Here is a 25,331-nt window from a genome sequence, read left to right as displayed (position 1 = left end):
CTGATTGCCTTGGTTCTGGTAGTGGGTGTGCTTTATTTGGCTCTTTTTAATGGGGATATGATTTTTGACATCACGCGCTCTTTGGGGATGTCAGTGGGGTATGCCAACAACGTAGCCATGATCATCATCGCCATCCAAGCGCTGTTTCTAACGTCCGACTGGTTGTATGGTCGGATTTTGTCTTGGTTTGAGGCGGGGAGGAGGCAAGGGGTCTTCTATCTTGGTTTGCGGATGGGGATGGAGGCCTTGCTGGCTTTTCCCAAGCGTACGAGTTTGTTTGTTTTCTACCTCTTTCTGATTGTCGGTAAGCGTGTGGGTCTGGTTTCCCAATCTGCTGCTGATTATGAGATGTTGGCGGTGTTTGTCATCGCCATAGACCGTGTGACCAAGATTTGACCGACGGAGAGGGAAGATTTTCAACGCTTTTGGAATGGAATCAAAGCCTACTTGTCTGAATTGGATTAATGATATACTCTTTTAGTTTATCTTTTATTACTGTGTTAGCTCATCTTGCCGTACTTCAGTACTGTCTACGACTCGCTGCCTTGTACTAAAAGTAAACTAAAAGACTATAAAAAGCGCCTAAAATCGTTTGATTTTAGGCGTGTTTTTTCGAATGAATAAATAAAGAGAGAAGGGCTAGGGTTAGGAAGCTGGCTCCGATGAGCCAATAGGGTTGGTCTAGGGTTGTTGATCGGCCGGATAAGTTAATGATGCCACGGAGGAGGAAACCGGCAGTGAGGGTGGCGATGCCGGAGTTCCAGAGGTTGTAGCTGAGTCGTGAGAGGTTGGGTCTGAATTTTAGGAGTGTCAGGAGGAGGCTACCACCGGCTAGGGGAACAGTCCAGAGGTAGTGCATGAAGAAGGAGACTTCGCCATAGCTGAGGCTTTCGTAGATGCGGCTGAAGAGGAAGAGGAAGGCTGTGAGGGCTAGGTAGGTAATCAGGCTTCTTCTGAATCGTTGACTGGGATTAGTAACCGATGTAGACAATGTCGCTGACCTCTCTTTCTGAGATAGTGTTTCCGTTTGTGGTGGGGTTGTTGATGACTTGGCCGTTGAAGTAGAGGGTGGAGGAGCCACCGCCGTCTAGGTTGTAGGCGGTTTGGGCGTCGTATTCTTTTAAGACTTCGGCCATTTGGTAGAGGGAGAGTCCTTGGCTTTCTTCTGTGCGGCCGTCGGCGACGACGATGATGTAGTGGTTTTCGTCAATGATACCGATGGCGGAGCGGGGGTTGGAGGCCATGGCACGGCCGACTTCGGTGCTGGTGTCGACAGCGATTTGGCCGTTTTCAATGAGGGCAGGTCCGAAGGCTAGGAGGTTGACGACGCCGTCGTCAACCAGTTCTTGGGCGGTGACTTCGGTTTCTTTGATGATCTTGAAGGAGCCGTCGGCGTAGATGGCGAGGTCGCCGAAGTCAGCGTTGTCTCGGACGGTGTCGCGGTAGATGATGCCGTTGCGGATGACGTAGCCGGATGCGTTGGCACCGTAGTAGTCGCCGTTGACGGCGAGGATGGCGTTATTACTGCTGGCGGTCTCAGAGGTTTTGGCGGTGATGTTGGTGCCATAGGTGTTCTGGGCTAGGGCTGTTTTGAGGTAGTCTGCGGAGCTGACGTGGATGTCGGCGACGTAGACGGTTGTGTCATTGGTGGTGATGGTTTCCAAGCTGATTTGGATGTTGTCATCGGTGTAGCTGGTGTCAGTGGTGGAGACATTGGTTGGGCTTGTGGTTGCTGATGAGGAGGTGTTGGTGGCGTTGACGCTGGTCATAGCTTGGGATAGGACAAAGGTTTTTAGCAGGGAGTAGCTGAAGCCGCCGGTCAAGAGTAGGCCGAAGATGCTGGCGTAGGCGAAGGGTTTCTTAAGCGATTTCACGACTATACGAATTCCTTTCTCTGAAAATGACGTTTTTTTGCACAGTCCAAGACAGCAGGAAGAGGATCAAGCCTACTATCATTTTTACCATATAAAGATTCATTCCTAACATTTGGTGGAAAAGGTAAAGAAGGGCTGTGTCGGCAAGGAAGAGGGTGAGGGCTAAGGTGAAGTAGCCGGCCCCCGTGCGGGTAAGACTGTTCCGGTTGTGAAAGACCAGCTTCTTATTGAGGCTGAAGTTGAAAATGGAGCTCGTGATGCGAGCAATGGTATTGGCTAGGACCAGACGGGTTGCTGTTGGCAGTGCTGTAGACATTAGGAGAGTCAGGGCGTAGACCCCGTAATCAACTAGGAAACTGCTGAGGGAGGATAGTGTAAATTTAAAGAGATTCTTATAAATCAGCAAGCTATCCTGAATCGGCCGGAAGTGGGAACTGGCATTATCATCGATGTAGATGGTTTGGATCGGGACTTCGGTCATTTTGTAACGCTGGCTAGCCTGGCTAAGCATGTTCATCTCGTACTCATAACGGTTCCCTTCGACCTCTAGCATGAAAGGAAGCAGGTCGGTGTGGAAGGCTCGGAGACCAGTCTGGGTATCGCTCACATTGACTCCAGTCTGCAGACGAAACAAGACCCTGGTGAGCTGGTTGCCAAAACGGCTGCGCAGCGGGATATCCTTGGTGAACTGGCGAACACCCAAGATAAGGCGGCTAGGCAGGTTCATGGCTGCGTGAGCTAGTCGGTCAATGTCCTGCACAGCGTGCTGTCCATCCGCATCTGCGGTTACCACTACCCCATCCTGACCGAAAACTTGCAGATACTGAAAGGCTGTCCGCAAGGCTTGCCCTTTTCCTTGATTCCTCTCATGGTGCAAGACAGTCGCGTAGGATTTGGCAGCCTCGATGATTTCTGCAGACTTTCCCGTGCTGCCATCGTCCACGACGATAGTTTGACAGTCCAAGCGCTGCATCATAACGGTTAATAATTGGATCAGTTTTTCATCCGGTTGATAGGCTGGGATCACTACATAATACATATCGCTTACCTCGTTTTTTCTTCTTGCGTTTAAGAATACGGGACTTTTCTGAAAGCAATCTGAAAATAAGCGAGATGACGAATTGGGTTAAGGATTGGTTAAGGAGAGAGCGGGGATTGGGGCTTTTTACAAGTTTTCCTGCAAAAGAAAATACACCCTAGTTGTCGGAACTAAGGTGTAAGTTGAATATTGGTAGATAAAATATTGATGTATGGAGGTTATTCACAACCAATTCCATCTCCATCGCGATCTAGATGACTTCCATAACCAGGTTGTCCACTGTAAACTGGAGCTGCACCAGCAGCTCGGGCCGCAGTACAGTTGGGATAATAGGCATTCGCGGTAGCTTGTTGTGCAGCAATCTGAGCTTGTCTCTCAGCTTCTTGTTGCGCAGCCGCTTGAGCCTGTCTTTCAGCTTCTTGTTGTGCAGCCGCTTGAGCTTGTCTTTCAGCTTCTTGTTGCGCAGCCGCTTGAGCTTGTCTTTCAGCCTCTTGCTGCGCAGCCGCTTGAGCCTGCTTCTCAGCCTCTTCTTTAGCAGCCTGCTCTGCTTGGCGTTTCGCCTCTTCTTCAGCTTTTTGCTTTGCTTGTGCTTGTTTTCTCTCTTCTTCTATCTTTTTCTCTGCAGCTAATTGTTCCTCTTCTTTTTTTGAAATCTCGTTCGCAATTGAGTTGATTCGTTTTTGAAGTGAAGATTTTAATGTTTTGTCAGATAATGCATCAACTTCTTTTTGAGCTGCCTGAAGATTGCTCTTTGTTTTATTTTTTTCTAGTTCTTTGACTAGTTTTTCAGCCTCATTATTATCTTTCTCTTTTTCGGAGGGCGTTTTCTCTGAGCTAGCTGTAGTTTTTGTTTCAGAAGAGGCTACAGTGGTTGAGTTACTAGTAGTGCGTTCTGGACTAGGTGTAATATAGCCGATTAATAATGCAGACCACACACTTGTTCCAATTGCGATTCTTCGGAATATTTTGTTGGGATCTCGCTTTTTAAAATACCAGATAGCTACAATGGATGCTAGAAATATGAATGTTAGAATAGTTGTCATCAGAATTCTCCTTTTGCAATTTTGTATACATTTACAATATAGTTGTATTTTAGTTAAAACTGTACCAAAAGTCAATGCCATAATGGATATCCATTACAAAATTTCACTAGGACTTTCGGTCGATGAGCTAACTTCAGTCAGTCAAGAGTCGAAATAGACTTCATACACTACAAGCAAAAACCGAAACTAATCTGCTCTAAGCCCTTAAGCACCAGGCGTTTTAACGCTTTTACTTGTCTAAGAAGTGATAAATAAATTCCGTTGAAATCCTTGTTCTGTCTTTCACAGGGACTTTCGGTCGATGAGCTAACTTCAATCCGCCAAGCGTCCCAATAGACTTCATACACTACAAGCAAAAATCGAAACTAACCCTCTATAAAGCTTTGTGTATCAATGGTTTCAGCGATTTTGTTGATCTAAGAAGTGATAAATAAATTTAGCACTAGTTATCGTAAGAAGCTTCTCAAATAGTCTTCACACTGCAGTGGAAAAATGTGATCGATACGTGTCAATTCCTTGTTTAGTGAGTGTTTCTTTTATTTTGTCTCAGGAGGAAGTAAGAACAAATTCTTCAAGCAGACTCTGACGGAAATTGGATTAGGTTTGACCTCTGTGGAGCATAAAAATATGCCAAGTCTAGTAGGATTGTACTGCTTTCCTGGTGAAATGAAAGTTATTCGTAAAGTGAAAAGAACACTAAACCCTAAATGAAGCTAGTGAAAAGCTGGTTTTTGATAGGAATCATTGCGATTGTAGAAACAACGTGTTCCAATGTATCTACAAAAACAGAGGAGTGAGTATCATGGCAACTATAACCATTCGTATAGATGAATCCTTAAAAAAGGAAAGTAGTGAAATTTTTGACCAGTTAGGAATGGATATGACAACAGCAATTCGAATTTTTTTAAAACAAAGTGTAATGAATAGAGGATTGCCTTTTGAGCCGAAATTGTCTCCTCAGTTAGATGTTGCTGAGTTTTATCATTTAGCCAAATCTGTTAGTCATATTGTTAAGGTTGATGCCAATAATCCAAAATCTGTTAATCAGTATTTTGGAGATGAGAATGAATATCCAGAGTTTGAGGATTATTTTAATGATTGATGAATTAGAGATTTACTCAGTTGTTATTTCTAGGATTCAGGATAGTGATGGGACAGGTTCAAAAATCCGCCCTGCGGTAGATGTGAAATTCAACGATGAGGCTATTCAAATCTATCGAATCACTAGCAAATTTGAGTCTAAATCAGAAATAATAAAATCTCAGTATTTAGAAATTATTGATTGCTATCAAGCAGGATTGCATAAGCCGTCATATATCGATACGATTCAAATATATGAGTTAGATTTAAATGAATTTGCCATTCGATTGATTGGTAAGTTATCAAAAAGGGATAGAGACCGCTTGATTGATGGACTCAGGAATAAAAAACAGATTTAATGACTGCATAAAGGTTATTATTATGAATCAAAATAGAGGGTTGAGACTATTGTTTCAGCCTTTTCTGTTGCTTCCAACATTTTTTGTTTTATTTTTGATATAATGCAACAAAAAGCAAAGAGGAGATTGGGATGAAAAAGCAGGAGCGTCTGGCTGAAATTACACGTTTGGTTCACAGGAAGGGGACAATTCGGATTTCCGAGATTGTTGATTTGTTGCAGGTTACTGATATGACGGTAAGGCGAGACTTGTTGGAATTAGAGGAGCAGGGGGTCTTGACCAAGATCCATGGGGGAGCCCGTTCCAATAAGGCTTTCCAGTTTCGGGAGTACTCCCATTCAGAAAAGGATGTGCAGCACCACGAGGCCAAGGTAGCGATTGCGCGGCGGGCTGCGGCCTTGATTGAGGAGGGGGATACGGTTTTCTTAGGACCAGGTACCTCGGTAGCAGCCCTGGCTGCGGAGATTGTCAACCAGCGGTTGACAGTGATTACCAATTGTATGCCTGTCTTTACGGTTTTGTCCCAGAAGAAGTCGGATACTTTTCAGGTTTTTCTCTTGGGAGGTGAGTACCGGCAGTTGACGGAGAGTTTCGTGGGTGAGATCACCAATACGAGTTTGGAAAAGCTTCGCTTTTCCAAGATGTTTTTTTCTGCCAATGGGGTTAAGGACGGGCAGGTGATGACGTCGACGCTGGCGGAAGCTTATACGCAGGGTTTGGCCTTGGAGCATTCTTTGGAGCGTTATCTGCTTTTGGATGGGTCCAAGGTTGGGAAGGATGATTTTGCCAGTTTTTGTGAACTTAAGGATGTGACAGCCTTGGTGACAGATGTCCAGCAGGATGAGGAGTTGTTCCCTTTGTTGGAGGGGAATGTGGAGATTGTCAATGATTTAGAGTAGGAATGTTTAGTTTGGGAGTGAGACAGAACAATTTTTACAAATAAAATCGTTCGTTACAAGTCTTTGTTTCAAGTTGTAAGCTGAAACGGTTTCTCCCCAAACCCTTTCACTCCCACCTCCGGTCTAAAGGCATGTTGAATGCCTTTAGAGTTTCTAAATGAAAGGAACGAAGTTCATGTCAATGTTGATTCGGTTATTTTCGGAGGTCAAAGAGTCAGGAATTGACTCTTTGAGTATCTGGATAAGAGAACATGAAATGTTCTCTCAATATAGTCTTTTAGTTTGCTTTTAGTACAAGGCAGCGAGTCGCAGGCAGTACTGAAGTACGGCAAGACGAGCTAACACAGTAATAAAAGATAAACTAAAAGAGTATAAAAGCGACCGAAAGTGCCAATCAACCACTGCGTCAAAGCGAATTCACTAACTAAAATAGGAAGGTTGAGACTTTTGTTCCAACCTCTTTTTGTTTCTTTAAACACAAGTTGTTGATTAATTGTTTGGTTATGTGTATAATGTAAACAAATAAACAACAAGTGGAGGTGCGCCATGAGAGTGATTGTGGGTGCGGATCCAGCGGGGAAAGGCTTGCTGGAGGAGGTTCAGTCCCATTTAGAGAGTTTGGGTTACCAGGTTTTGGATGTGAGCCAGGGTGTTGATTTTGTGGACACGACTTTGGCGGTTGTGCAAGAGCTGCTGACGGATCCGGAGGCGCTGGGGCTGGTGGTCGATGCCTTTGGTCAAGGGCCATTCATGGTAGCAACCAAGGTCAAGGGGATGGTTGCGGCGGTGGTGTCTGATGAGCGCTCGGCTTACATGACGCGAGAGCACAACAATGCTCGTCTGCTGACTTTTGGAAGCGAGGTCCTTGGTTCTTCTTTGGCCAAAAACATCGCTCTGAATTTTGTGGAAGGCCACTATGATGGTGGCCGCCATCAGATTCGCGTGGACATGTTGAATAAAATGTGCTGATCGTGTCAGGGAGGAGGCGACAGATGAAAATTGCAATCGGTTGTGATCATATTGTGACAGATGAGAAGATAGCCTTGGTGGATTATTTGAAGGAAGCAGGGCATGAGGTGCTGGACTACGGGGCCTATGACCATGTGCGGACCCACTATCCTATTTATGGCAAGTTGGTGGGTGAGGCAGTGACCAGTGGACAGGCGGATGTGGGCATTTGTATTTGTGGTACAGGCATTGGCATTACCAATGCGGCCAACAAGGTTCCGGGAGTCCGAGCAGCCTTGGTCCGGGACATGTCCTCGGCCTTGTATGCCAAAGAGGTTTTAAATGCCAATGTTCTTGGATTTGGCGGTAAGATTACGGGTGAGTTCCTCATGCGGGATATCGTGCAAGCCTTTTTGGAAGCAGACTACCAATACAGTCCTCTGAGCCAGACGCTGTTGGAAAAAATAGCAGACTTGGAGCATCCAACACAAGACCAAGAGGATCCGGAGTTTTTCAAAGAGTTTCTTGAGAAATGGGATCGCGGCGAATACCAGGATTAGGAGCAGGAGGTGCCTATGATTATTACAGTAACCCTAAACCCCTCGATTGACGTAGCTTACCAGTTAGAGACTTTTCAGTTGGACGGGGTGAATCGTGTTCAGGATGTTCGGAAAACCGCGGGTGGCAAGGGATTGAATGTGACCCGTGTCCTACAACAGCTAGGGGATCCCGTTTTGGCTACGGGATTTCTTGGGGGAGGATTAGGTCAGGTTCTGGCTCAAGAGTTAGACCGACAAGGGATTGGTCATTCCTTCCAGGAAATTGCGGGGGAAACCCGTAATTGTGTGGCTGTTTTACACCAAGGTCAGCAAACAGAGATTTTAGAGCAGGGGCCGGAGATTAGTCCAGAGGAGGCTCAGGCTTTTACAGCTCATTTCAAGGAGCTTTTAGCAGAGGCTCAATGGGTGGTCTTCTCCGGTAGTCTGCCTAAGGGCTTGCCGGTTGACTTCTATGTTTCTTTGATTGCGCTTTGCCAGGAAGCGGGGGTCGGTGTGCTCTTGGATACGTCAGGGGCTACTTTAGAAGCGGTCTTGGAAAGTTCTGTTCGTCCAAATCTGATTAAGCCCAATTTAGAGGAGTTGAGTCAGTTGGTGGGTCGGGAAGTTAGTCTGGACTTGGCTGACTTGAAAGCTCTTTTGGCTCATGAACGCTTTGCCGGGATTGACTGGATTGTTGTCTCTCTTGGCGCCGCAGGCGCTTTTGCCAAACATGGAGACCATTATTATCGGGTCCGGATTCCAAAAATAGAGGTGGTGAATCCAGTTGGGTCGGGTGATTCCACGGTGGCGGGTCTGGCATCAGGGCTTTCACAAGGATTGGCGGATGCGGACGTGCTTAAGCGCGGAAACTTGCTGGGGATGCTCAATGCGCAAGAGGAGGCGACGGGCTTTGTGAATTTGGACAAGGCGGCGGACTTGCTTGAGCAGATTGAAGTGGAAGAGGTGTGAGATGGAATTGGAAAAGTTGACTACTGAGACGGGTTTGATCTCGGCCTTGGCCTTTGACCAACGGGGAGCATTGAAAAAGATGTTGGCCCAGCATCAGGAGACGGAGCCGACTGCTGAGCAAATGGAGATTCTGAAACGCTTGGTGTCTGAGGAATTGACCCCTTATGCTTCCTCCATTCTGCTAGATCCGGAATTTGGCCTGCCAGCAGCACAGGTGCGGGCGGAGTCTGCAGGACTTTTGCTGGCTTATGAAAAGACGGGCTATGATACGAACTCTAGTAGTCGCTTGCCGGATTGTTTGGAGGAGTGGTCTGTTTTACGCCTCAAGGAGGCGGAAGCGGATGCTGTGAAATTCTTGCTTTATTATGATGTGGATGGAAATTCGCAGGTCAACCAACAGAAGCAGGCTTATGTCGAACGTTTGGGCTCAGAATGCCGGGCCGAGGGCCTTCCCTTCTTCTTGGAAATTGTCTCCTATGATGAGCAGTTGGCTGATACGACTGGTTTGGACTATGCTCGAATCAAACCGCATAAGGTGAATCAAGCGATGGAGCTTTTCTCGGATTCCCGTTTTGGTGTAACGGTACTCAAAGTCGAGGTTCCGGTCAATATGAATTTTGTAGAGGGATTTGCACAAGGGGAGGTGGTCTATAGTCGAGCCGAGGCAGCAGAGTATTTCCGCCAGCAAGAAGCGGCTACCCACTTACCTTATATTTACCTATCTGCCGGTGTATCTGCCCAACTGTTCCAGGAAACACTCAGGTTTGCGGCGGAAGCTGGTGCTCGTTTTAATGGTGTTTTGTGTGGACGGGCCACTTGGGCTGGCGTCGTACCTGTCTATGTTCAGCAGGGGGAAGAAGCTGCGCGTAACTGGTTGCGGACGGTCGGCCGTGAGAACCTGGAAAGCTTGAATCGTGTATTAGCTGAAACAGCTACGCCGGTTTAAAAGAAAGGGTTTACATAAATTCCAACAATGTGTTATAATGAATTCAATAGCATGAATAGGGTGGATTGTAACTAATTCGATTAGGCAAGACTACAGATGAATCAGAGGACAGGGGTTCTCGGTTTGTTTGTAGTCTTTTTCTTTTTCTAGAATTATACTGAACTAATTTCAAACTCAAAATACTCGAGGAATTTCAAAAAATGATGAGGCACGCAATCAATAAGTCCATCAGAGCGGCTTGACAACGTCAGAATTTGAAATTCAATGAGTATAGTCTTTTAGTTTACTTTTAGTACAAGGCAGCGAGTCGTAGACAGTACTGAAGTACGGTAAGACGAGCTAAGACAGTAATAAAAGATAAACTAAAAGAGTATATTAGAAAGGAGGAAGTATGTATCGCGTTCTACAGAGTCTGAATAACAATGCAGCCTTGGTTAAAAATGAAAGAGGAGAGCAGGCTGTGGTCATGGGACTGGGGATTGCCTTTCAAAAGCGAAAGGGAGATCTTCTAAAGCCAGAAAAGGTAGAGACAGTCTTCTCTCTCCATAATGAAGAAGCCAAGGAAAATTTTTTAACCTTGCTCAAGGATATCCCCTTAGATTTCATTACGGCTAGTTATTCGGTCATTCATTACTTGGTCGAACATTATCATTACCCTGTACAGGAATACCTCTATGTGACCCTAACGGATCATATGCGCTGTTCCTATCAAGCGCTCCTGAAGGGGACTTATCAGGAGAGTCATTTGCCAGATATGTCTGGCCAATACCCTTTGGAATACCAGATGGCCCAAGAAGCTCTGGCCCTCTTTCGCCAAAAACTATCGGAAGAATTTCCTCAGGATGAGGTAGGTCGGATTGCCTTACATCTCATCAATGCTAAGGGGGAGACCTTGCCGGATACCCATCAGGAACAGGAGTTGGGTAAGCAGATCATGGAAAAGGTGGAGGAGGTTTTGCAAGAACAGGGAATTCGTAGGCAGACATCCAACAGTAATTTTTATGATCGGTTTATGTTGCACTTGTCCTATTTCCTCAGTAATTTAGAACGTGGAAACGAACAGGCGATTTCTTTGGATGACCTAGACCAGTCGATCCGGAAGACCCATCCCCAGGCTTATGAGATTGGGAGTCAGATTTTTGCTCTGATTCAGGAAGTGGTGGACCAGCCGATTCCCAATACGGAACGGTTTTACTTGGTTTTACATATTCAACGGTTATTGTAAAAAAGGAGGTTCTGAGATGAATCGTGAAGAAAGTACTTTATTAGGTTTTGAAATTGTGGCCTATGCCGGAGATGCTCGTTCTCGCTTATTGGAAGCCTTGAATGCGGCGCAAAATGGGGACTACGAGCGAGCAGAAGCGCTGGTAGAAGAGGCCAATGATTGTATTGTACAAGCTCACCAGGCTCAAACCAGCCTCTTGCAGAAGGAAGCAGCTGGAGAAGATTTAGCCTACAGTGTGACCTTGATGCATGGGCAGGATCATTTGATGACAACGCTGCTCTTGAAGGATTTAATGAAACATATGATTGAGTTGTATAGAAGGGGGTAAGGTCATGAATCAATTGATTGCTTGGATAGAAAAAGGCAAGCCTTTCTTTGAGAAAGTTTCTCGAAATGCTTACTTAAGAGCGATTCGGGATGGTTTTATCGCAGCTATGCCGGTGATTCTCTTTTCCAGTATTTTTCTATTGGTAGCCTTTGTTCCAAATATCTTTGGCTTTACCTGGTCTGAGGAGATGGTAGCGGCGATTATGAAACCGTATGGTTATACCATGGGGATTGTAGCGGTACTCGTTGCTGGGACAACGGCTAAATCCTTGACGGATGCTTTTAACCGAGACTTGCCGAAGACCAATCAGATTAACTTCTTGTCGACCATGATGGCAGCGATTTCTGGTTTTTTACTGCTAGCAGCAGATAGTTTAGAAGGTGGTTTAGCCAATGGTTATATGGGAACGAAAGGTTTGCTGACAGCTTTTCTAGCTGCCTTTATTACGGTTAATTTGTATCGACTTTGTGTGAAGAATAATGTTACCATCCCCATGCCTCAAGAAGTTCCGCCGAATGTGTCTCAGGCATTTAAGGATATTATTCCGTATGCTCTTTCTATCTTTGTCCTCTATGGTTTGGATCTCCTGAGTCGTCAATTGGTTGGAAGCAGTGTGGCCGAGGCAATTCTTAAAGCGTTTGAACCCCTATTTACAGCGGCAGATGGTTACTTAGGGATTACGCTGATTTTTGGAGCCTACGCCCTTTTCTGGTTTGTTGGAATTCACGGTCCGTCGATTGTGGAACCGGCCATCGCGGCGATTACTTATGCCAATGTGGAAGCCAATTTCCAACTCTTGCAGGCTGGGCAACACGCAGATAAGATTTTGACATCAGGGACTCAGATGTTTATTGTAACCATGGGTGGTACTGGGGCGACCTTGGTAGTTCCCTTCATGTTTATGTGGCTCACCAAGTCTAAGCGGAATCGAGCCATTGGTCGTGCATCGGTCATTCCGACTTTCTTTGGGGTGAACGAACCGATTTTATTTGGGGCGCCGATTGTGCTCAACCCTGTCTTTTTCCTTCCGTTTGTTTTGGCTCCAATCGTGAACGTCTGGATCTTTAAATTTTTCGTGGACAGTCTCAAAATGAATTCCTTCAGTGTCAACCTGCCTTGGACAACCCCTGGTCCACTGGGAATTATCATGGGGACCAACTTTGCTCCTCTAGCCTTTTTGCTGGCGCTCCTCTTGGTCGTAGTGGACACAGCCCTTTACTATCCTTTCCTCAAGGTCTATGACCAACAAATCTTAGCAGAGGAGGCGGAAGGTCAGCCAGAGCCTGTTTTGGAACCAAAAGAAGAAGTTTCTGTTCAAGAGGAAGTGACCCAAGAAACCAATGTCTTGGTTCTCTGCGCTGGTGGTGGAACTAGCGGTCTCTTGGCCAATGCGCTCACCAAGGCTGCCCAGGAATACGGGGTGCCCGTAACAGCAGCGGCGGGGAGTTATGGGGCTCACCGGGAAATCTTGCCGGAGTATGATCTGGTGGTCTTGGCACCGCAGGTAGCTTCGAACTATGAGGATATCAAGCAGGAAACCGATGCTTTGGGCATCCGCCTGGCTAAAACTGAAGGAGCACAGTACATCAAATTGACACGGGATGGACAAGGGGCCTTGGACTTTGTTCGGAAGCAGTTGCAGTGAGGGAGGACTTGTATGAGGAGACAATTGCCAAGTGATTTTCTCTTGGGTGGGGCGACAGCGGCCTACCAAGCTGAAGGAGCGTCACAAGTAGATGGGAAAGGTCCGGTTGCTTGGGATCGGTTTTTAGCGGATCATTATTGGTTTAAAGCGGACCCGGCTTCTGATTTTTACCATCAATATCCGGTGGATTTAGCCCTGTGTGAGGAGTTTGGAGTCGGAGCTCTACGCATTTCCATAGCCTGGTCACGGATTTTTCCTAGGGGATGGGGGCAGGTGAACCCTCAAGGGGTGGATTTCTATCACCGCCTATTTGAGGAATGCCGCAAACGGGGAGTTGAGCCTTTTGTGACCCTGCATCACTTTGATACTCCAGAGGCACTTCATAGTCAAGGAGACTTCTTGAATCGAGAGACGATTGACCATTTTGTGGATTATGCAGCCTTTTGCTTCCAGGAATTTTCGGAGGTTACTTACTGGACCACCTTCAATGAAATTGGACCCATTGGTGACGGTCAATATCTGGTCGGAAAATTTCCACCTGGTATCCAATATGATCTCGCAAAAGTTTTCCAATCCCACCACAATATGATGGTTGCCCACGCTAAAGCTGTTTTACTCTATAAACAGGCGGGGTATGCAGGACAAATTGGTGTGGTTCACGCTCTGCCCACCAAATACCCCTATGACCCAAGCAATCCTGCCGATATCCGAGCCGCAGAACTAGAAGACATCATCCACAACAAATTTATTTTGGATGCGACTTATCTAGGTCATTACTCTTCGGCAACTTGGGCTGGGGTGCAGGAGCTATTAGAAATCCACGGTGGAGAACTGGATCTTCGGCCGACTGATTTTGAGGCTTTGGAAGCAGCCAAAGATTTGAATGACTTCCTGGGGATTAATTATTACATGAGCGACTGGATGCAGGCTTATGAGGGAGAGACCGAGATTATCCACAATGGAACGGGCCAAAAAGGCTCCTCCTCTTATCAAATCAAGGGAGTTGGCCGCCGACGAGCTCCAGAATCGATCCCTAAAACCGATTGGGATTGGATCATCTATCCCCAAGGACTGTATGATCAGATTATGCGCGTGACCAAGGATTACCCGAATTACAAAAAAATTTACATCACCGAAAACGGTTTGGGCTACAAAGACCAATTTGAGCAGACTACCGTCCATGACGACTATCGCATTGATTACATCCGTCAACATCTGGCAGCCATTGCGGACGCCATCACAGATGGCGCCCAAATCAAGGGCTACTTCCTCTGGTCTCTGATGGACGTCTTCTCCTGGTCCAACGGGTATGACAAACGCTACGGACTCTTCTACGTTGACTTTGAAACACAAAAGCGCTACCCCAAACAAAGCGCTTACTGGTATCGGAAGTTGGCAGAAGATAAGTGGATAGACTAAAACAAAAGCAGAAGTTCTAGTATTAGAGGTGAGAACTTCTGCTTTTTTGGTGGCTACTATACCTTGTTTGAAAGTAAACTGTAGTCTTCAAGAATTTGGCTATGTCTGATTAAATGGATTTGGCTATGACTATTCTCCTGGAAGATGGCTTTTGTTTCTAGATCTTTTGTGAATTCATAGTGCAAGTCATCAACAAGAGCGATATATTCTGTGTTTGTTCGGTTGTATTGAAGAATCCGAGTATCCATGGCTAGTAGTTTTGCTCGATTGAGGTCATTTCCATTGGAAATGGTTCGTACTAGTCGTTCAATTTTATTGGTTGGAATAGCGAAATCAAATTGAACGGTAATTCCTTCTTTTCCGGTAAAAGAGGGGCGATTGGTGAAGAGGATTTTCTGCTTGTCTAACAGAATTCTAACTTCTTCTTGGAAGACGTTCTTGACCTGTTTATTTTGCAGGACAATCATATCATTAACCTGCATAATTGTTTGTAGCAGGCGTTGCTTTGCGATTGGAAATTGATCGATACTTGTTGTGATACACAGTTCATCCTCGTTTACCTTTGTTCCTAAAGGAGTGACGATTGTGTTTAAAATGTTTTTTTGTGTGCTACCACTAAATGAAATTCCATGATGTTTTAGAAAATTGAGTGTCCAACCATCATCAGTGAGCAATACTTGATTTGAGGATAAGAATTCTGCGTAGAGGATGATAGAATCGGATTCGTTGTCTAGAAAAGGTGTTTGTATTTCAATAACGTTTTGATCAATTTGGTTAAACTTGTACTCTTCGAACAACCAATTGAAGTAAGTGTTTTTCAAAAAATCAGAATGTGACATACTAGTTCCCCTTTCTGATGTTTGTATAGGATAGGAATGAATCGAAGGCGTCAATAATATGAGTTATATTTGGGAAGTCAGATTCAGATAATAAGACTGCGGTTGCATCTTTTTTAGTATATTGATTCGAATAGACATGAATATGACTTCCGATGATGACAGTTCCATCTGGATTGGTATGTCTATTACTGGGATTAATGTCTAAACGAATGATATGTTCTTGCAAATTTTTAAGTCTAAGGTGGATACTATAGCGTTCAGGATTTCGCTTACCTCTGAAAACATGAAGATAGTACTGTAGTTTTTCAGTATCGATAATAACAATGTCCGAATTGATTTTACCGAAGAGTGAAGAGAGTTTATAGTATAGGTCGGTCATTCTATCTTCATTTTTAGGCATCTTCAATCGTTTGATGATTGTTGCGATATCTTTGTCAGTTAAATTCGTTAGGTCCATATTCATATCCTCCCTTAGTTCATTGCATTTACCTCATTTCGTTCTATCTGCTTTTCTTCCTAATAACTAGGATCAATTCTTGTGTCTTCATTTTAGAATACTGTGATTAGAGAGTCAAATGATAACGTGGCAATAGTTAAGATGATTTGGGATATAAAGTCTTCTATGTTTTTCGAATAAAGTGTTCCTCGTGAAACTTTTTTCTGAACCATTTTCACTCCGTTTTTGTTACACTAATAAAAACAGAAATAAGGAGGCTTTTATGAAGGTTGGTCTAGTTCTAGAAGGCGGTGGTATGCGCGGGCTTTACACGGCGGGTGTTCTGGACGCTTTTTTAGACGCCGGAATCAAGGTAGACGGTCTGGTCAGTGTTTCTGCCGGCGCTCTTTTTGGGGTTAATTTTCTTTCGGGGCAAAGGGGAAGGGCTCTGCGCTATAACAAACGCTTTATCCGAGATAAAAATTACATTAGTCTCTTATCCTGGTTGAAAACGGGCAATATGGTCAACCGGGAGATGGCCTACTATAAAATTCCGATGGAGCTAGACATTTTTGACCAGGAAGCCTTTGCAAAATCGGGTGTGCCTTTTTATGTGACGGTGACCAATCTGGAAACCGGTCAGGCAGAATATCCGAAAATTGACCATGTCTTTGACCAAATGGAATACCTCAGAGCTAGTTCAGCTCTACCTTTGGTTTCTAAGATTGTGGAAATCGATGGGAAGAAGTACTTGGATGGAGGTCTGACAGATTCAATTCCAGTAGATTTTGCCAAAAGCTTGGGGTTTGATAAGTTAATTGTCATTCTAACCCAGCCCTTTGAGTATCGAAAAAAGCCCTCCAGTGGAAGGCTTTACCGGCTCTTTTATAAGGACTATCCCAAGTTTGTAGAAGTGGCTTCTAAACGTTACCAGCATTACAATGAAGCGGTGGAAAAGATTATTCAGATGGAAGAGGCTGGTGAGGTCTATGTGATACGTCCGGATCAAGCCCTAGATGTTGGACGCTTGGAAAGAGATCCAGACAAGTTAGAGGCGGTCTACGAAATCGGAATCCGGGATGGGCAGGCTACCTTGCCTGGTTTGAAGGTGTATTTGCAAGCGAGTGAGTGATCATCGAGACGACTGGAAAGGTCGTCTTTTTTAGATGGGGAACAGGGAAGTGCTTTTAGGTTCGCTAGTCTTCAAAAAAAGCACCTTCTTCTTTGGTTTTTCCCAAAGGATGAAGATGCTTAGAGTCTTATTTCTCAGTCTCAAGTAAGTGTTGGCCAACCAAGGCAGCTAGGAAACCACCGACAAGTGGTGCCAAAATGAAGATCCAAACTTGGCTAAGTGCTGTACCGCCGAGCAAGAGGGCTGGTGCAAGGCTACGAGCAGGGTTGACAGAAAGACCGGTTACATTAAGTCCCAACAAGATAAGAGTGGTCAAGGTCAAACCGATGACAAGACCAGCAATTTTGCCGTTTCCTTTGCTTGCAGATGTGACAGTCACAATGACCAAGACAAAGATAAAGGTTGCGATCACTTCAAATAGGAAGGCCCCCATTGCAGATACAGTTGTGAAGCCATTCTCTCCTAGACTTGTAACAGCCTGACCAGAGTTTGTGACAAAGAAACTCAAAGTAGCGGAAGCTAATAAAGCTCCAATGACTTGTGCAACAACATAGGTAAGGAAGTCTTGGGCATTCATGCGCTTATTCACGAACATAGCCAAGGATACAGCTGGATTCAAGTGTGCTCCTGAAACAGTTCCAATACTGTAGGCAGCAGCGACGATGGAAAGACCGAAAGCAAGAGCAATTCCAAGGTGCCCAATACCTTCAACTCCGTTACCGAAGACAACAGCGCCAGTTCCGATAAAGACTAACATAAAAGTACCGATCAGTTCGGCAAAGAATTTTTTAGACATAATTTTCCTCCGCGTGCAATTATAGGTGGTTTGCAGAAAATTTTCAAGAAATTTGCTTGGAAATTTTTGTGAGGGTTATGGTTGTTGGAGTTGTCTAGGGGTGATCGATTGAGGGGTGCTTAGGTTCGGTTATCTACTACCTAAAGAATTAACAGTACGTCACACAAATGATTATGTAATAATTTAAAACAGCCTTTTTAAATTATAATCTAAATATACTGTGATATAATTAAATGGGTTTCAGCTTGCGGTTACCTATCAGCTGAAAGGCTGGAGTTGTATGGCTCTGGTAGTTTATTAGCTTTTCAAAACCCTGGTGAAAAGCTGCTTGTCCGATTAGCTCTAGCACTACAACTTAAATGAGCGTAAGAGATAAGCCATGACAATTTTCTTCAAAAAAAAGCAAGGCGAGTTTGAGTTTAAAATGACTATAACACGTACTTTGCTTATTATTATTGCTGCGGCACTAGGTATGATTTAGTTCATACCTGATTTACTCAATGGTACGACATTCCCCGTGTCGTACCTATTTTATAATAGATAAAACGAAAAAGAGACTTCCCCAAGTCTCTTTTTCTAAACCCTTTTGTCATTTTGCTACTGAAACTCCTCCTATAAAAAAAATAAAACCTTTGACAGTTTAGATTTTTGGAGTCAATACGGCAACTTACTCTAAGAGTGCATGACATTTTCTTCATAATTAGTTTATCAAATAAATAAGAAAAAGTAAACTATTTTCCTTTGAGACCCACGACAAACGCATGAAACAGTAATTTCCGAATTATAACACAGTTTAAATTTAGTAACTTTAGCGATTCTCCTATAGAAGATTCCAAAAAGGATTATTTTTTATTGTGAAAATCCTGAACATTGAAATACAGAAAACTCTATTTTCTCGCTAAAAATCTCTTATGCGTTTGTCGTGCTTTGAGACATAGTAGCCAGTTTTCAAATTTATGAGAATAGCCCTACAATTTCTATATAAAATAGAACGGAAATAGAAATAAGCCCTGAGAGATGGGACTCTCTTGGGCTTTACTCTACAATCAATTTTTTGATACGGATCTCGGTCTGATAGAAATGCTGGATGTAGTAGTCTTCCAGGGTTTCCCCTGTTTTGGTGACGGTTATCCATTTTGGAAGGATTTTGGATAAAAGCCAAAGGGGAACGAGCGTTGGATACCAGATGGTCATGACTTCAAAAATGAAACGTCCATTATTCCCCCGGCCTAGGTAACGCTGACGATACTCGGATCTTAGCGAAGGATGGGGGACAAAGATATGGAAAGGGACCGGCTTCCTTTCTCGAAAAGCTCTTAAGATAGGAAACAGAAAATTTAGAGCAACCAAGACGATTTTTCCTTTTTCATGCAAATCATAGGCTCTATCGATATAGGTTTGTTTGTAATTTCGGTCCTTAATTGGCCGCTTGGTCGACTTGCGCTCCTCACGTGACAAATGGCTGACGCTGGAATTGTCGTATTTAATATCGGACATTTCGAGATCGACCACTGTCTCGTATTTCTTGGCCAAAGTCGTTTTTCCCATACCTGGAAAGGCAAATAAAAACATTGCTTCACCTCCTTGTTCCTAACAGTATAGCAGAGAAAGCTGAAAAAAGGATGAAAGCATTCACTCTATATTCGATGAAGATCAATCCTAATCCAGATAGCAAACCAAAGGCAGTACTGGAGTTTGGTGAGGTTCAATTGACAAGGGTTGATGTTGACTGTTGAAGACGACAAGTTGAATCTCTACTCTTTCGAAACAGATCGTCATGAAGGTCTTTCTAAGAATCTTTCTAGCTTACTTTTTTCTTGCAAAAATTTCAGGTGGAATTCGTTTCCTTGATCTATCGTGATAAAATAGGGGTTAGTGAATGTGTAAGGTGGAACTCTATGTACAGATTACTCAACTATTTTAAGGGGTATTACGGGCCTTCTATTCTAGCGCCTTTGTTTAAATTGATTGAGGCCTTGTTGGAGTTAGCGGTCCCTATGATTGTGGCCTCTATTATTGATCAGGCGATTCCTTCAGGCCAGCAGGGGCAGGTTTTGGCTGGGATTGCCCGGATGTTTGCCTTTGCCTTTTTGGGCTTGGTATTTGCGGATAGTGCTCAGTATTTATCTGCCAAGGCCGCTGTTGGTTTTACCAAGCAAATGAATCAAGATTTATTTGCCAAGATTGTGAATTTGGATGCGCGTGAGATTCAGAATCAATCTCCTTCTTCTTTGGTAAACCGAATAACGGCTGATAGTCTCCAGGTTCAAACGGGGCTGAATATTTTCTTCCGTTTATTTTTGCGGTCGCCTTTTATTGTATTTGGTGCTTTTGTGATGGCTCTGACGATTTCTCCGCGGGTAACCTGGATTTTCTTGGGGATGATTGTCGCTCTCTTTTTTGCGGTAGGGTTTGTCGTCCGTTTATCCAATCCTAGGTTTACCCTGGCTCGTGAACGTTTAGATCGGTTAGTACTTTTGGCACGTCAACAGGTTAAAGGGGTACGGGTTATTCGGGCCTTTGGTCGGCAGGCAGACGAGGAAACGGAATTTGTAGAGGCCAATCAGTCCCTCTACCAGACCAATTTGCAAGCGAATAATGTCTCCGTTTTATCCAATCCCTTGACCTACGCGATTGTTAACCTGTCCTTGATTTTAATTTTGTGGCAAGGTGGTGGTTGGGTCGATTCAGGGCTCTTAAAACAGGGAGAATTGGTGGCTCTAGTGAATTACCTGTTGTCCATCTTGGTGGAGTTGGTCAAGTTAGCGATGGTGGTTTCAACCATGACTCGCACCTATACTTCAGCCAGTCGTATTGCTCAGGTACTCGCCCTTGAAGAGGAGGAAGAGACATTTGACTTTTTGCCTGTGGAGCAGGAGGACAATTTGATAGAAGCTCAAAATTTGTTCTTTGCCTTTGATGAGAAGGCGGAGCCTGTCTTGAGCCATCTGAATTTTGCACTGAAGAGTGGGAGTTTCCTTGGAGTTATTGGATCTACGGGCTCGGGCAAGTCGGTCTTGATGTCCTTATTGATGAAAAATTACGACCCGACTGGGGGCCGTTTGCGATTGAATTCCCATCGCTTGAAGGTAGGGTCCCGCAAAGAATGGAGGCAAGGGCTGAGTCTGGTCCCTCAAAAGGCTAGTCTTTTCAAGGGGACGGTTAGGTCCAATCTTCTCTTGGCAAATCCTCAGGCCAGTGATGAAGAGATGTGGCAGGCATTAGAAGTGGCCCAGGCAGCTTCCTTTATCAGGGAGAAGGCAGGGTTGGATACTCCAGTAGCGACCTTTGGAAGAAACTTTTCGGGAGGTCAGCGCCAACGTTTGACCTTAGCCAGAGCTCTTTTAAAACCAGCAGAAATTTACATTTTTGATGATTCTACATCAGCTTTGGATTATCTGACAGAGTCCGAGTTCCAAAAAGCCCTCAAGACCCACTATCGTCAGAAAACGATTGTGATGGTTTCCCAAAGAACAGGATCGGTGAAAGAGGCAGATCAGATTTTGGTTTTGGAAGAAGGGCAACAAGTTGGCTATGGTCGACATGAGATGCTGCTTGAGACCAGTGAGGTCTATCGAGAAATCCATGAATCCCAAGAAGTGAAGGAGGTGGTGAAATGAGAAGATCAGCGAGTGCTAGTAAACTATTTGCTCGGTTTTTAAGCTTTCCTTGGCAGTTGGCGGGTGTTCTTCTTTTATCTCTTTTACAAGTTCTGGTGACGATTGCGATTCCCGTTTTCATTGGCCGAGCCGTTAACGTTGTGATTGGACCTAACCAAGTTAATGTTAATCAACTTGGATGGATTTTAATTCAGATGCTGGTTCTGATTGGGATGAATGTTCTTTTTCAATTCATGACCCCTCGTCTTTATAATCAGATGGTTCTAGAGGTGACGCGACAGCTACGCAATGATTTGATTAGGAAATTCAATCGTCTGTCAATCGGGACTATTGACCAGATGTCCGGTGGTGATTTGGTTAGTCCTTTAGTGAATGATGTAGAAATCGTAGGTGATGGCCTCCTCTTAATTTTCAACCAATTCATTATGGGAATTTTGACCATCCTTCTAACCATCGTGACCATGGCATCTTTGGATTGGCAGATGATGATTTTAGTGGTGGCTTTAACACCTCTCTCAATTTTGTTTGCGCGCTTCATTGCCAAGCACTCTTATTTGAGATTCCGAGATCAAGCTGAGGCGCGGGCCGATCAGTTGGGATTGGTGGAGGAATCGATCCAGCAAATAGAGGTCTTGCGCGCCTTCAATGCACAAAATCAAGTTATTTCAGCTTTTGAGCGCAGTAATGAAGACTACGCCACCAAGTCACAGGGAGCGATGTTCTTCTCCTCGCTAACCAATCCTACAACTCGTTTTATTAATGCGATGATTTATGCGGCTGTGACCTATATCGGGGCTATACGCATTATAGCAGGAAGTTTTTCCATAGGAGAGTTGACTACTTTCTTGAATTTTGCGACTCAATATTCCAAACCTTTTAATGACATCTCCTCTGTCTTAACCGAAATCCAAGGCGCTCTAGCTTCTGCTGACCGTATTTTCAACCTCTTGGAATTGGAAGAAATGCCGCCGGTGGAGGAAGGGGTCCGGCAAGACTCTAGTGAGTTTGTGGGGCAGGTGACCTTTGATCAGGTTTCTTTCTCTTATGCTCCCAGTCAATCCTTGATTGAAAACTTTAACCTCCAAGTTGAGGCAGGCCAACGAGTTGCGATTGTCGGTCCAACTGGTGCAGGTAAATCCACTCTCATTAACCTCTTGATGGGCTTTTATCCAGTTAATAGGGGCGAAATCCGGATAGATCAGATTCCGATAAGCCAGATAGCTCCCCAAGTTTTGCGAAATGAGTTTGGTATGGTCCTACAGGAAACCTGGCTTAAGGCGGGAACTATTTTTGAAAATATTGCCTACGCAAAGCCAGATGCTAGCCTAGATCAAGTAGTAGAAGCTGCCAAAAAAGCTCATGCCCACCATTTTATTATGCAGCTGCCTAAAGGGTATGATACTTATCTGACAGATGATGGAGGCGGCTTGTCCATTGGTCAGCAACAACTCCTATCCATTGCCCGCCTCTTTATGAAATTGCCAAAGGTTCTAATCTTAGATGAAGCAACTTCATCCATTGATACCCGGACCGAGGTACTCATTCAATCTGCTTTCGATGAACTGATGCAAGGACGAACCTCCTTTGTCATTGCCCATCGCCTATCGACCATCCAGTCTGCAGACCTGATTCTTGTCATGCAGGATGGCAACATCGTGGAGCAGGGCAATCACCAAGAGCTCATGCAGGTAGGAGGTTTGTATTCCCGCATGCAGAGAAGCTATCAGGTGTAAGATTCTTTCTCTTGCTTTAAACTTCTATAGTCTTTTAGTTTATCTTTTGTTACTGTGTTAGATCGTCTTGCCGTACTTCAGTACTGTCTACGACTCGCTGCCTTGTACTAAAAGTAAACTAAAAGACTATATCGGCTCTCAGATACTGAAGATTCTTGCAAACTTTTTGGGGACAAGAAAAAACACCGTCTTGATAGTGTCCTACTGATATAGTCCTACTTGAGTAGACAGTACCAACATAGAAAGTACTGTTTCCGAAAGTAGGATTTTTATTATGTATAGTAAAGCGCTGATAGCTTTCTAGACACTGACAGACCGATTTATACTCGAAACAGTTCGAAATCTGAAACGAACTTTAATCCAGGAATTGGATTAAAATTTATAGGTAATGAAGCAAGCTTCGCTTACCATCAATCCGATGAAGACAGTTCAACAGGTCTGGGAGACCTGTTGAATCTTATCAATAAGGCGTGCAAAGCACGCAATCAATACGTTCGGCGAAGAGGATTAGCACATTCAGATTTTGAAATGTAATGAGTATTAGATTGTTCCTCACGAGTTCCGCTATAGCTCTATCTCTATTATAGCGGGTGAAGGTATCGATCTTCCCACCATCCGATAGTTTGTCAGATACTCGGAGGATTGCAAGGAGATTAAACCTGTCTATTTCCATGTGATTCAGAAGCAAAAAGAGATTATGAGAGGAGCTGTCGAAAAGCTTGGGAAGAAGAGAACTTCAAAAACAATTGATGCTATTAGATACTATCTTTTTCAAATGTATAAAAAGGAATTTGATAGGTTTTATCGTTAATGCTCAAAAAGTTATGCTTTCTAGCTAGGAAATTTGGTAATAAAGCAAACCCTTGTCCATTTTCGACTAATTGTATAATATTTACAAAGGAATCAATCTCTATAATTTCAGTGTTTTTAGGGATTGTTTCCATAGTCTTTTTCCGGAATGGGCATGCTTCGTCACTGTTTACTAGTACTGGTAACTGAGTTACATCTGTTCCTTGTTTTGCGACTGGCGTTATTAGAAGGTTTCCGATTTGAGTAAGTGAATAACTTTTATGATTTATTAGATAGTAAGAAGTGATAATATCCTCAGTGGGATTTGTATCTTTAATGATCGTACTGGATTTTGTGATAATAAATTGATTGTCGGTTAATGAATAATCATTCATTTCTTCGACAATATATTGAAAGAGAATTTCGGTCGTCTTGACTGACTTCTTTTTTTTATTAGAATCTAGTTTTTCTGTGATAGTCTGTGTTAAATCTAAGACCTCACAAGCGTATTCATAAAAGGCTCTACCGCTTTCAGTTGGGGTTACGCCCTTGTAACTTCTTTTGAAGAATGATGTATTAAATTCTTGCTCTATCGTTTTTAAGCGAGTAGTAACATTGGATTGCGCATAACCTAGTTTTTGTGCAGCTTTATTGATAGAATTAAGTTCATAAATTGTTTTATAAATATTTAAGTCTTGAATTTGCATAGAATAACCTTCAGGGATATCATTATTTGTGATAAGTATATCATACATTGATAATAGGAAAGAAATTTTTGGGGTGGTATAATAACAATAAATTGGAAGTGAGGTAAGAAAAATGAAATATAATAAAATAAGGGTAAATGGTTTGGAAGTCTTTTATCGTGAAGCTGGACAAGCTGATAAACCAGTGTTCTTGTTGTTACATGGTTTCCCATCAGCTAGTCACCAATTCCGCGAATTAATGCCACTATTGGAGAAGGATTTCCATCTCATTGCTCCTGATTTAATCGGTTTTGGACAGTCCGAGGCTCCTGATCATGCTACTTTTGATTATACTTTTGATAATTTAACAGCTTATGTTGAAGGTTTATTATCTGCTCTAGGCATTGAGAAATTTTATCTTTATGTATTTGATTATGGAGCTCCTATTGGTTTTAGAATTGCAAGTAAGTACCCAGAACGCATTTTGGGGATTGTTAGTCAAAATGGGAATGTTTATGAAGAAGGCTTAGGGAAAAAATGGGAAGCTCGAGCAGAGTATTGGAGAAATCCGACACCTGAACTAAGAAAGGAGTACCAAAGTGCGTTTGCTCCACAAACCATTATTGGTCAATACTCTGGTGGTGAAGACATCCGTAAGTTATCTCCAGATGGGTATTTGTTGGATATCTATTATTCACAATCTGAAGGCTATGCTGAAAGACAATCTGACTTGATTTTTGATTATCAATCAAACGTTGCACTCTATCCAAAATTTCAGGCTTATCTCAAAAAATATCAACCGAAGCTATTAGCAGCTTGGGGAAAGAATGACCCAAGTTTTGTTTATCAAGGGGCACTTGCATTTGCTAAAGATAATCCTAATAGTCGAATTGAATTATTAGATGGAGGACATTTTGTTCTTGAAACTCATGCCAAAGAAATTGCCAACCTCATTTTAGATTATTTTAAAGAATAGGTTGCCTTAGA

At 43.7% G+C, this 25,331-nt stretch carries 25 protein-coding genes; 16 read left to right on the top strand and 9 right to left on the bottom strand.

The window, feature by feature from the left end; all coding sequences use genetic code 11:
- The first annotated feature begins 36 nt into the window (after positions 1 to 36).
- Positions 37 to 396 carry a hypothetical protein gene (locus I1A59_RS03150; RefSeq protein ID WP_196091366.1) on the top strand — a complete coding sequence of 120 codons (360 nt, stop codon included), beginning with the start codon at positions 37 to 39 and terminating at the stop codon, positions 394 to 396.
- Positions 397 to 598: 202 nt separating this feature from the next.
- On the opposite strand, the gene I1A59_RS03145 is transcribed toward I1A59_RS03150, so the two are convergent.
- The 4 genes from I1A59_RS03145 to I1A59_RS03130 all read right to left on the bottom strand — a co-directional run bounded on the left by I1A59_RS03145 (position 599) and on the right by I1A59_RS03130 (position 4,037).
- Positions 599 to 991, bottom strand: a complete 393-nt coding sequence (locus tag I1A59_RS03145) for a hypothetical protein (protein ID WP_196091365.1) — start codon at positions 989 to 991, stop codon at positions 599 to 601.
- Positions 972 to 1,874 carry a phosphodiester glycosidase family protein gene (locus I1A59_RS03140; RefSeq protein ID WP_196091364.1) on the bottom strand — a complete coding sequence of 301 codons (903 nt, stop codon included), beginning with the start codon at positions 1,872 to 1,874 and terminating at the stop codon, positions 972 to 974. The genes I1A59_RS03145 and I1A59_RS03140 overlap by 20 nt, the downstream gene beginning before the upstream one ends.
- Positions 1,861 to 2,913 carry a bifunctional glycosyltransferase family 2/GtrA family protein gene (locus tag I1A59_RS03135; RefSeq protein WP_196091363.1) on the bottom strand — a complete coding sequence of 351 codons (1,053 nt, stop codon included), beginning with the start codon at positions 2,911 to 2,913 and terminating at the stop codon, positions 1,861 to 1,863. Before I1A59_RS03135 ends, I1A59_RS03140 begins: the two co-directional genes overlap by 14 nt.
- 218 nt (positions 2,914 to 3,131) lie before the next feature.
- Positions 3,132 to 4,037 (bottom strand): excalibur calcium-binding domain-containing protein, encoded by a 906-nt coding sequence (locus tag I1A59_RS03130; RefSeq protein WP_196091362.1) that lies wholly within the window; start codon positions 4,035 to 4,037, stop codon positions 3,132 to 3,134.
- Positions 4,038 to 4,758: 721 nt separating this feature from the next.
- Between I1A59_RS03130 and I1A59_RS03125 the strand changes: the two genes are divergently transcribed.
- The 11 genes from I1A59_RS03125 to lacG all read left to right on the top strand — a co-directional run bounded on the left by I1A59_RS03125 (position 4,759) and on the right by lacG (position 14,313).
- Complete coding sequence (locus tag I1A59_RS03125; protein ID WP_196091361.1) at positions 4,759 to 5,058, top strand: type II toxin-antitoxin system RelB/DinJ family antitoxin; 300 nt, start codon at positions 4,759 to 4,761, stop codon at positions 5,056 to 5,058.
- Positions 5,054 to 5,395 (top strand): hypothetical protein, encoded by a 342-nt coding sequence (locus I1A59_RS03120; protein WP_196091373.1) that lies wholly within the window; start codon positions 5,054 to 5,056, stop codon positions 5,393 to 5,395. Before I1A59_RS03125 ends, I1A59_RS03120 begins: the two co-directional genes overlap by 5 nt.
- A gap of 131 nt (positions 5,396 to 5,526) precedes the next feature.
- A complete protein-coding gene (locus I1A59_RS03115) occupies positions 5,527 to 6,294 on the top strand; it encodes a DeoR/GlpR family DNA-binding transcription regulator (RefSeq protein WP_196091360.1) in 768 nt (255 codons plus the stop codon).
- Between the two features lie 546 nt (positions 6,295 to 6,840).
- Positions 6,841 to 7,263 carry a galactose-6-phosphate isomerase subunit LacA gene (gene lacA / locus I1A59_RS03110; protein WP_196091359.1) on the top strand — a complete coding sequence of 141 codons (423 nt, stop codon included), beginning with the start codon at positions 6,841 to 6,843 and terminating at the stop codon, positions 7,261 to 7,263.
- A gap of 23 nt (positions 7,264 to 7,286) precedes the next feature.
- On the top strand, positions 7,287 to 7,802 hold the full coding sequence (gene lacB, locus I1A59_RS03105) for a galactose-6-phosphate isomerase subunit LacB (RefSeq protein WP_196091358.1): 516 nt from the start codon (positions 7,287 to 7,289) through the stop codon (positions 7,800 to 7,802).
- A gap of 15 nt (positions 7,803 to 7,817) precedes the next feature.
- Entirely contained in the window at positions 7,818 to 8,750 is a 933-nt protein-coding gene (gene lacC, locus I1A59_RS03100) for a tagatose-6-phosphate kinase (protein WP_196091357.1), read from the top strand.
- Between the two features lies 1 nt (position 8,751).
- Entirely contained in the window at positions 8,752 to 9,696 is a 945-nt protein-coding gene (gene lacD / locus I1A59_RS03095; RefSeq protein ID WP_196091356.1) for a tagatose-bisphosphate aldolase, read from the top strand.
- A gap of 391 nt (positions 9,697 to 10,087) precedes the next feature.
- On the top strand, positions 10,088 to 10,921 hold the full coding sequence (locus I1A59_RS03090; protein WP_196091355.1) for a PRD domain-containing protein: 834 nt from the start codon (positions 10,088 to 10,090) through the stop codon (positions 10,919 to 10,921).
- 16 nt (positions 10,922 to 10,937) lie between these two features.
- On the top strand, positions 10,938 to 11,249 hold the full coding sequence (lacF, locus tag I1A59_RS03085; RefSeq protein WP_196091354.1) for a PTS lactose transporter subunit IIA: 312 nt from the start codon (positions 10,938 to 10,940) through the stop codon (positions 11,247 to 11,249).
- Between the two features lie 4 nt (positions 11,250 to 11,253).
- Complete coding sequence (locus I1A59_RS03080) at positions 11,254 to 12,894, top strand: lactose-specific PTS transporter subunit EIIC (RefSeq protein WP_196091353.1); 1,641 nt, start codon at positions 11,254 to 11,256, stop codon at positions 12,892 to 12,894.
- A 12-nt stretch (positions 12,895 to 12,906) separates the two neighbouring features.
- Positions 12,907 to 14,313, top strand: coding sequence for a 6-phospho-beta-galactosidase (gene lacG, locus I1A59_RS03075; protein WP_196091352.1), 1,407 nt, complete (start codon positions 12,907 to 12,909; stop codon positions 14,311 to 14,313).
- 56 nt (positions 14,314 to 14,369) lie between these two features.
- On the opposite strand, the gene I1A59_RS03070 is transcribed toward lacG, so the two are convergent.
- Together I1A59_RS03070 and I1A59_RS03065 are read right to left on the bottom strand one after the other, a co-directional pair.
- The gene (locus tag I1A59_RS03070) at positions 14,370 to 15,152 is read right to left on the bottom strand and encodes a DUF1828 domain-containing protein (protein WP_196091351.1); all 783 of its coding nucleotides are present in this window, start codon (positions 15,150 to 15,152) and stop codon (positions 14,370 to 14,372) included.
- 1 nt (position 15,153) lies between these two features.
- Positions 15,154 to 15,531, bottom strand: coding sequence for a hypothetical protein (locus I1A59_RS03065; protein ID WP_196091350.1), 378 nt, complete (start codon positions 15,529 to 15,531; stop codon positions 15,154 to 15,156).
- Between the two features lie 340 nt (positions 15,532 to 15,871).
- Between I1A59_RS03065 and I1A59_RS03060 the strand changes: the two genes are divergently transcribed.
- Positions 15,872 to 16,720: a patatin family protein gene (locus I1A59_RS03060; RefSeq protein WP_196091349.1), complete on the top strand. Its 849-nt coding sequence runs from the start codon at positions 15,872 to 15,874 to the stop codon at positions 16,718 to 16,720.
- Positions 16,721 to 16,847: 127 nt separating this feature from the next.
- Here the strand turns inward: I1A59_RS03060 and I1A59_RS03055 are convergent, their stop codons facing one another.
- Together I1A59_RS03055 and I1A59_RS03050 are read right to left on the bottom strand one after the other, a co-directional pair.
- The gene (locus I1A59_RS03055) at positions 16,848 to 17,516 is read right to left on the bottom strand and encodes an aquaporin (protein ID WP_196091348.1); all 669 of its coding nucleotides are present in this window, start codon (positions 17,514 to 17,516) and stop codon (positions 16,848 to 16,850) included.
- Positions 17,517 to 18,551: 1,035 nt separating this feature from the next.
- On the bottom strand, positions 18,552 to 19,088 hold the full coding sequence (locus I1A59_RS03050) for a hypothetical protein (RefSeq protein WP_196091347.1): 537 nt from the start codon (positions 19,086 to 19,088) through the stop codon (positions 18,552 to 18,554).
- A gap of 326 nt (positions 19,089 to 19,414) precedes the next feature.
- Between I1A59_RS03050 and I1A59_RS03045 the strand changes: the two genes are divergently transcribed.
- Together I1A59_RS03045 and I1A59_RS03040 are read left to right on the top strand one after the other, a co-directional pair.
- A complete protein-coding gene (locus I1A59_RS03045) occupies positions 19,415 to 21,136 on the top strand; it encodes an ABC transporter ATP-binding protein (protein ID WP_196091346.1) in 1,722 nt (573 codons plus the stop codon).
- On the top strand, positions 21,133 to 22,869 hold the full coding sequence (locus I1A59_RS03040) for an ABC transporter ATP-binding protein (RefSeq protein WP_196091345.1): 1,737 nt from the start codon (positions 21,133 to 21,135) through the stop codon (positions 22,867 to 22,869). The genes I1A59_RS03045 and I1A59_RS03040 overlap by 4 nt, the downstream gene beginning before the upstream one ends.
- A gap of 755 nt (positions 22,870 to 23,624) precedes the next feature.
- On the opposite strand, the gene I1A59_RS03035 is transcribed toward I1A59_RS03040, so the two are convergent.
- Positions 23,625 to 24,365, bottom strand: coding sequence for a LysR family transcriptional regulator (locus I1A59_RS03035; protein ID WP_196091344.1), 741 nt, complete (start codon positions 24,363 to 24,365; stop codon positions 23,625 to 23,627).
- Positions 24,366 to 24,477: 112 nt separating this feature from the next.
- On the opposite strand from I1A59_RS03035, the gene I1A59_RS03030 reads away from it, so the two are divergent.
- Positions 24,478 to 25,320, top strand: coding sequence for an alpha/beta hydrolase (locus tag I1A59_RS03030; RefSeq protein ID WP_196091343.1), 843 nt, complete (start codon positions 24,478 to 24,480; stop codon positions 25,318 to 25,320).
- Positions 25,321 to 25,331 lie beyond the last annotated feature (11 nt).

This window comes from Streptococcus sp. NLN76 (assembly GCF_015686645.1).
Lineage (GTDB): Bacteria > Bacillota > Bacilli > Lactobacillales > Streptococcaceae > Streptococcus.
The sequence above is the reverse complement of the archived record's forward strand: the minus strand, read 5'-3'. Positions and strand labels throughout refer to the sequence as shown.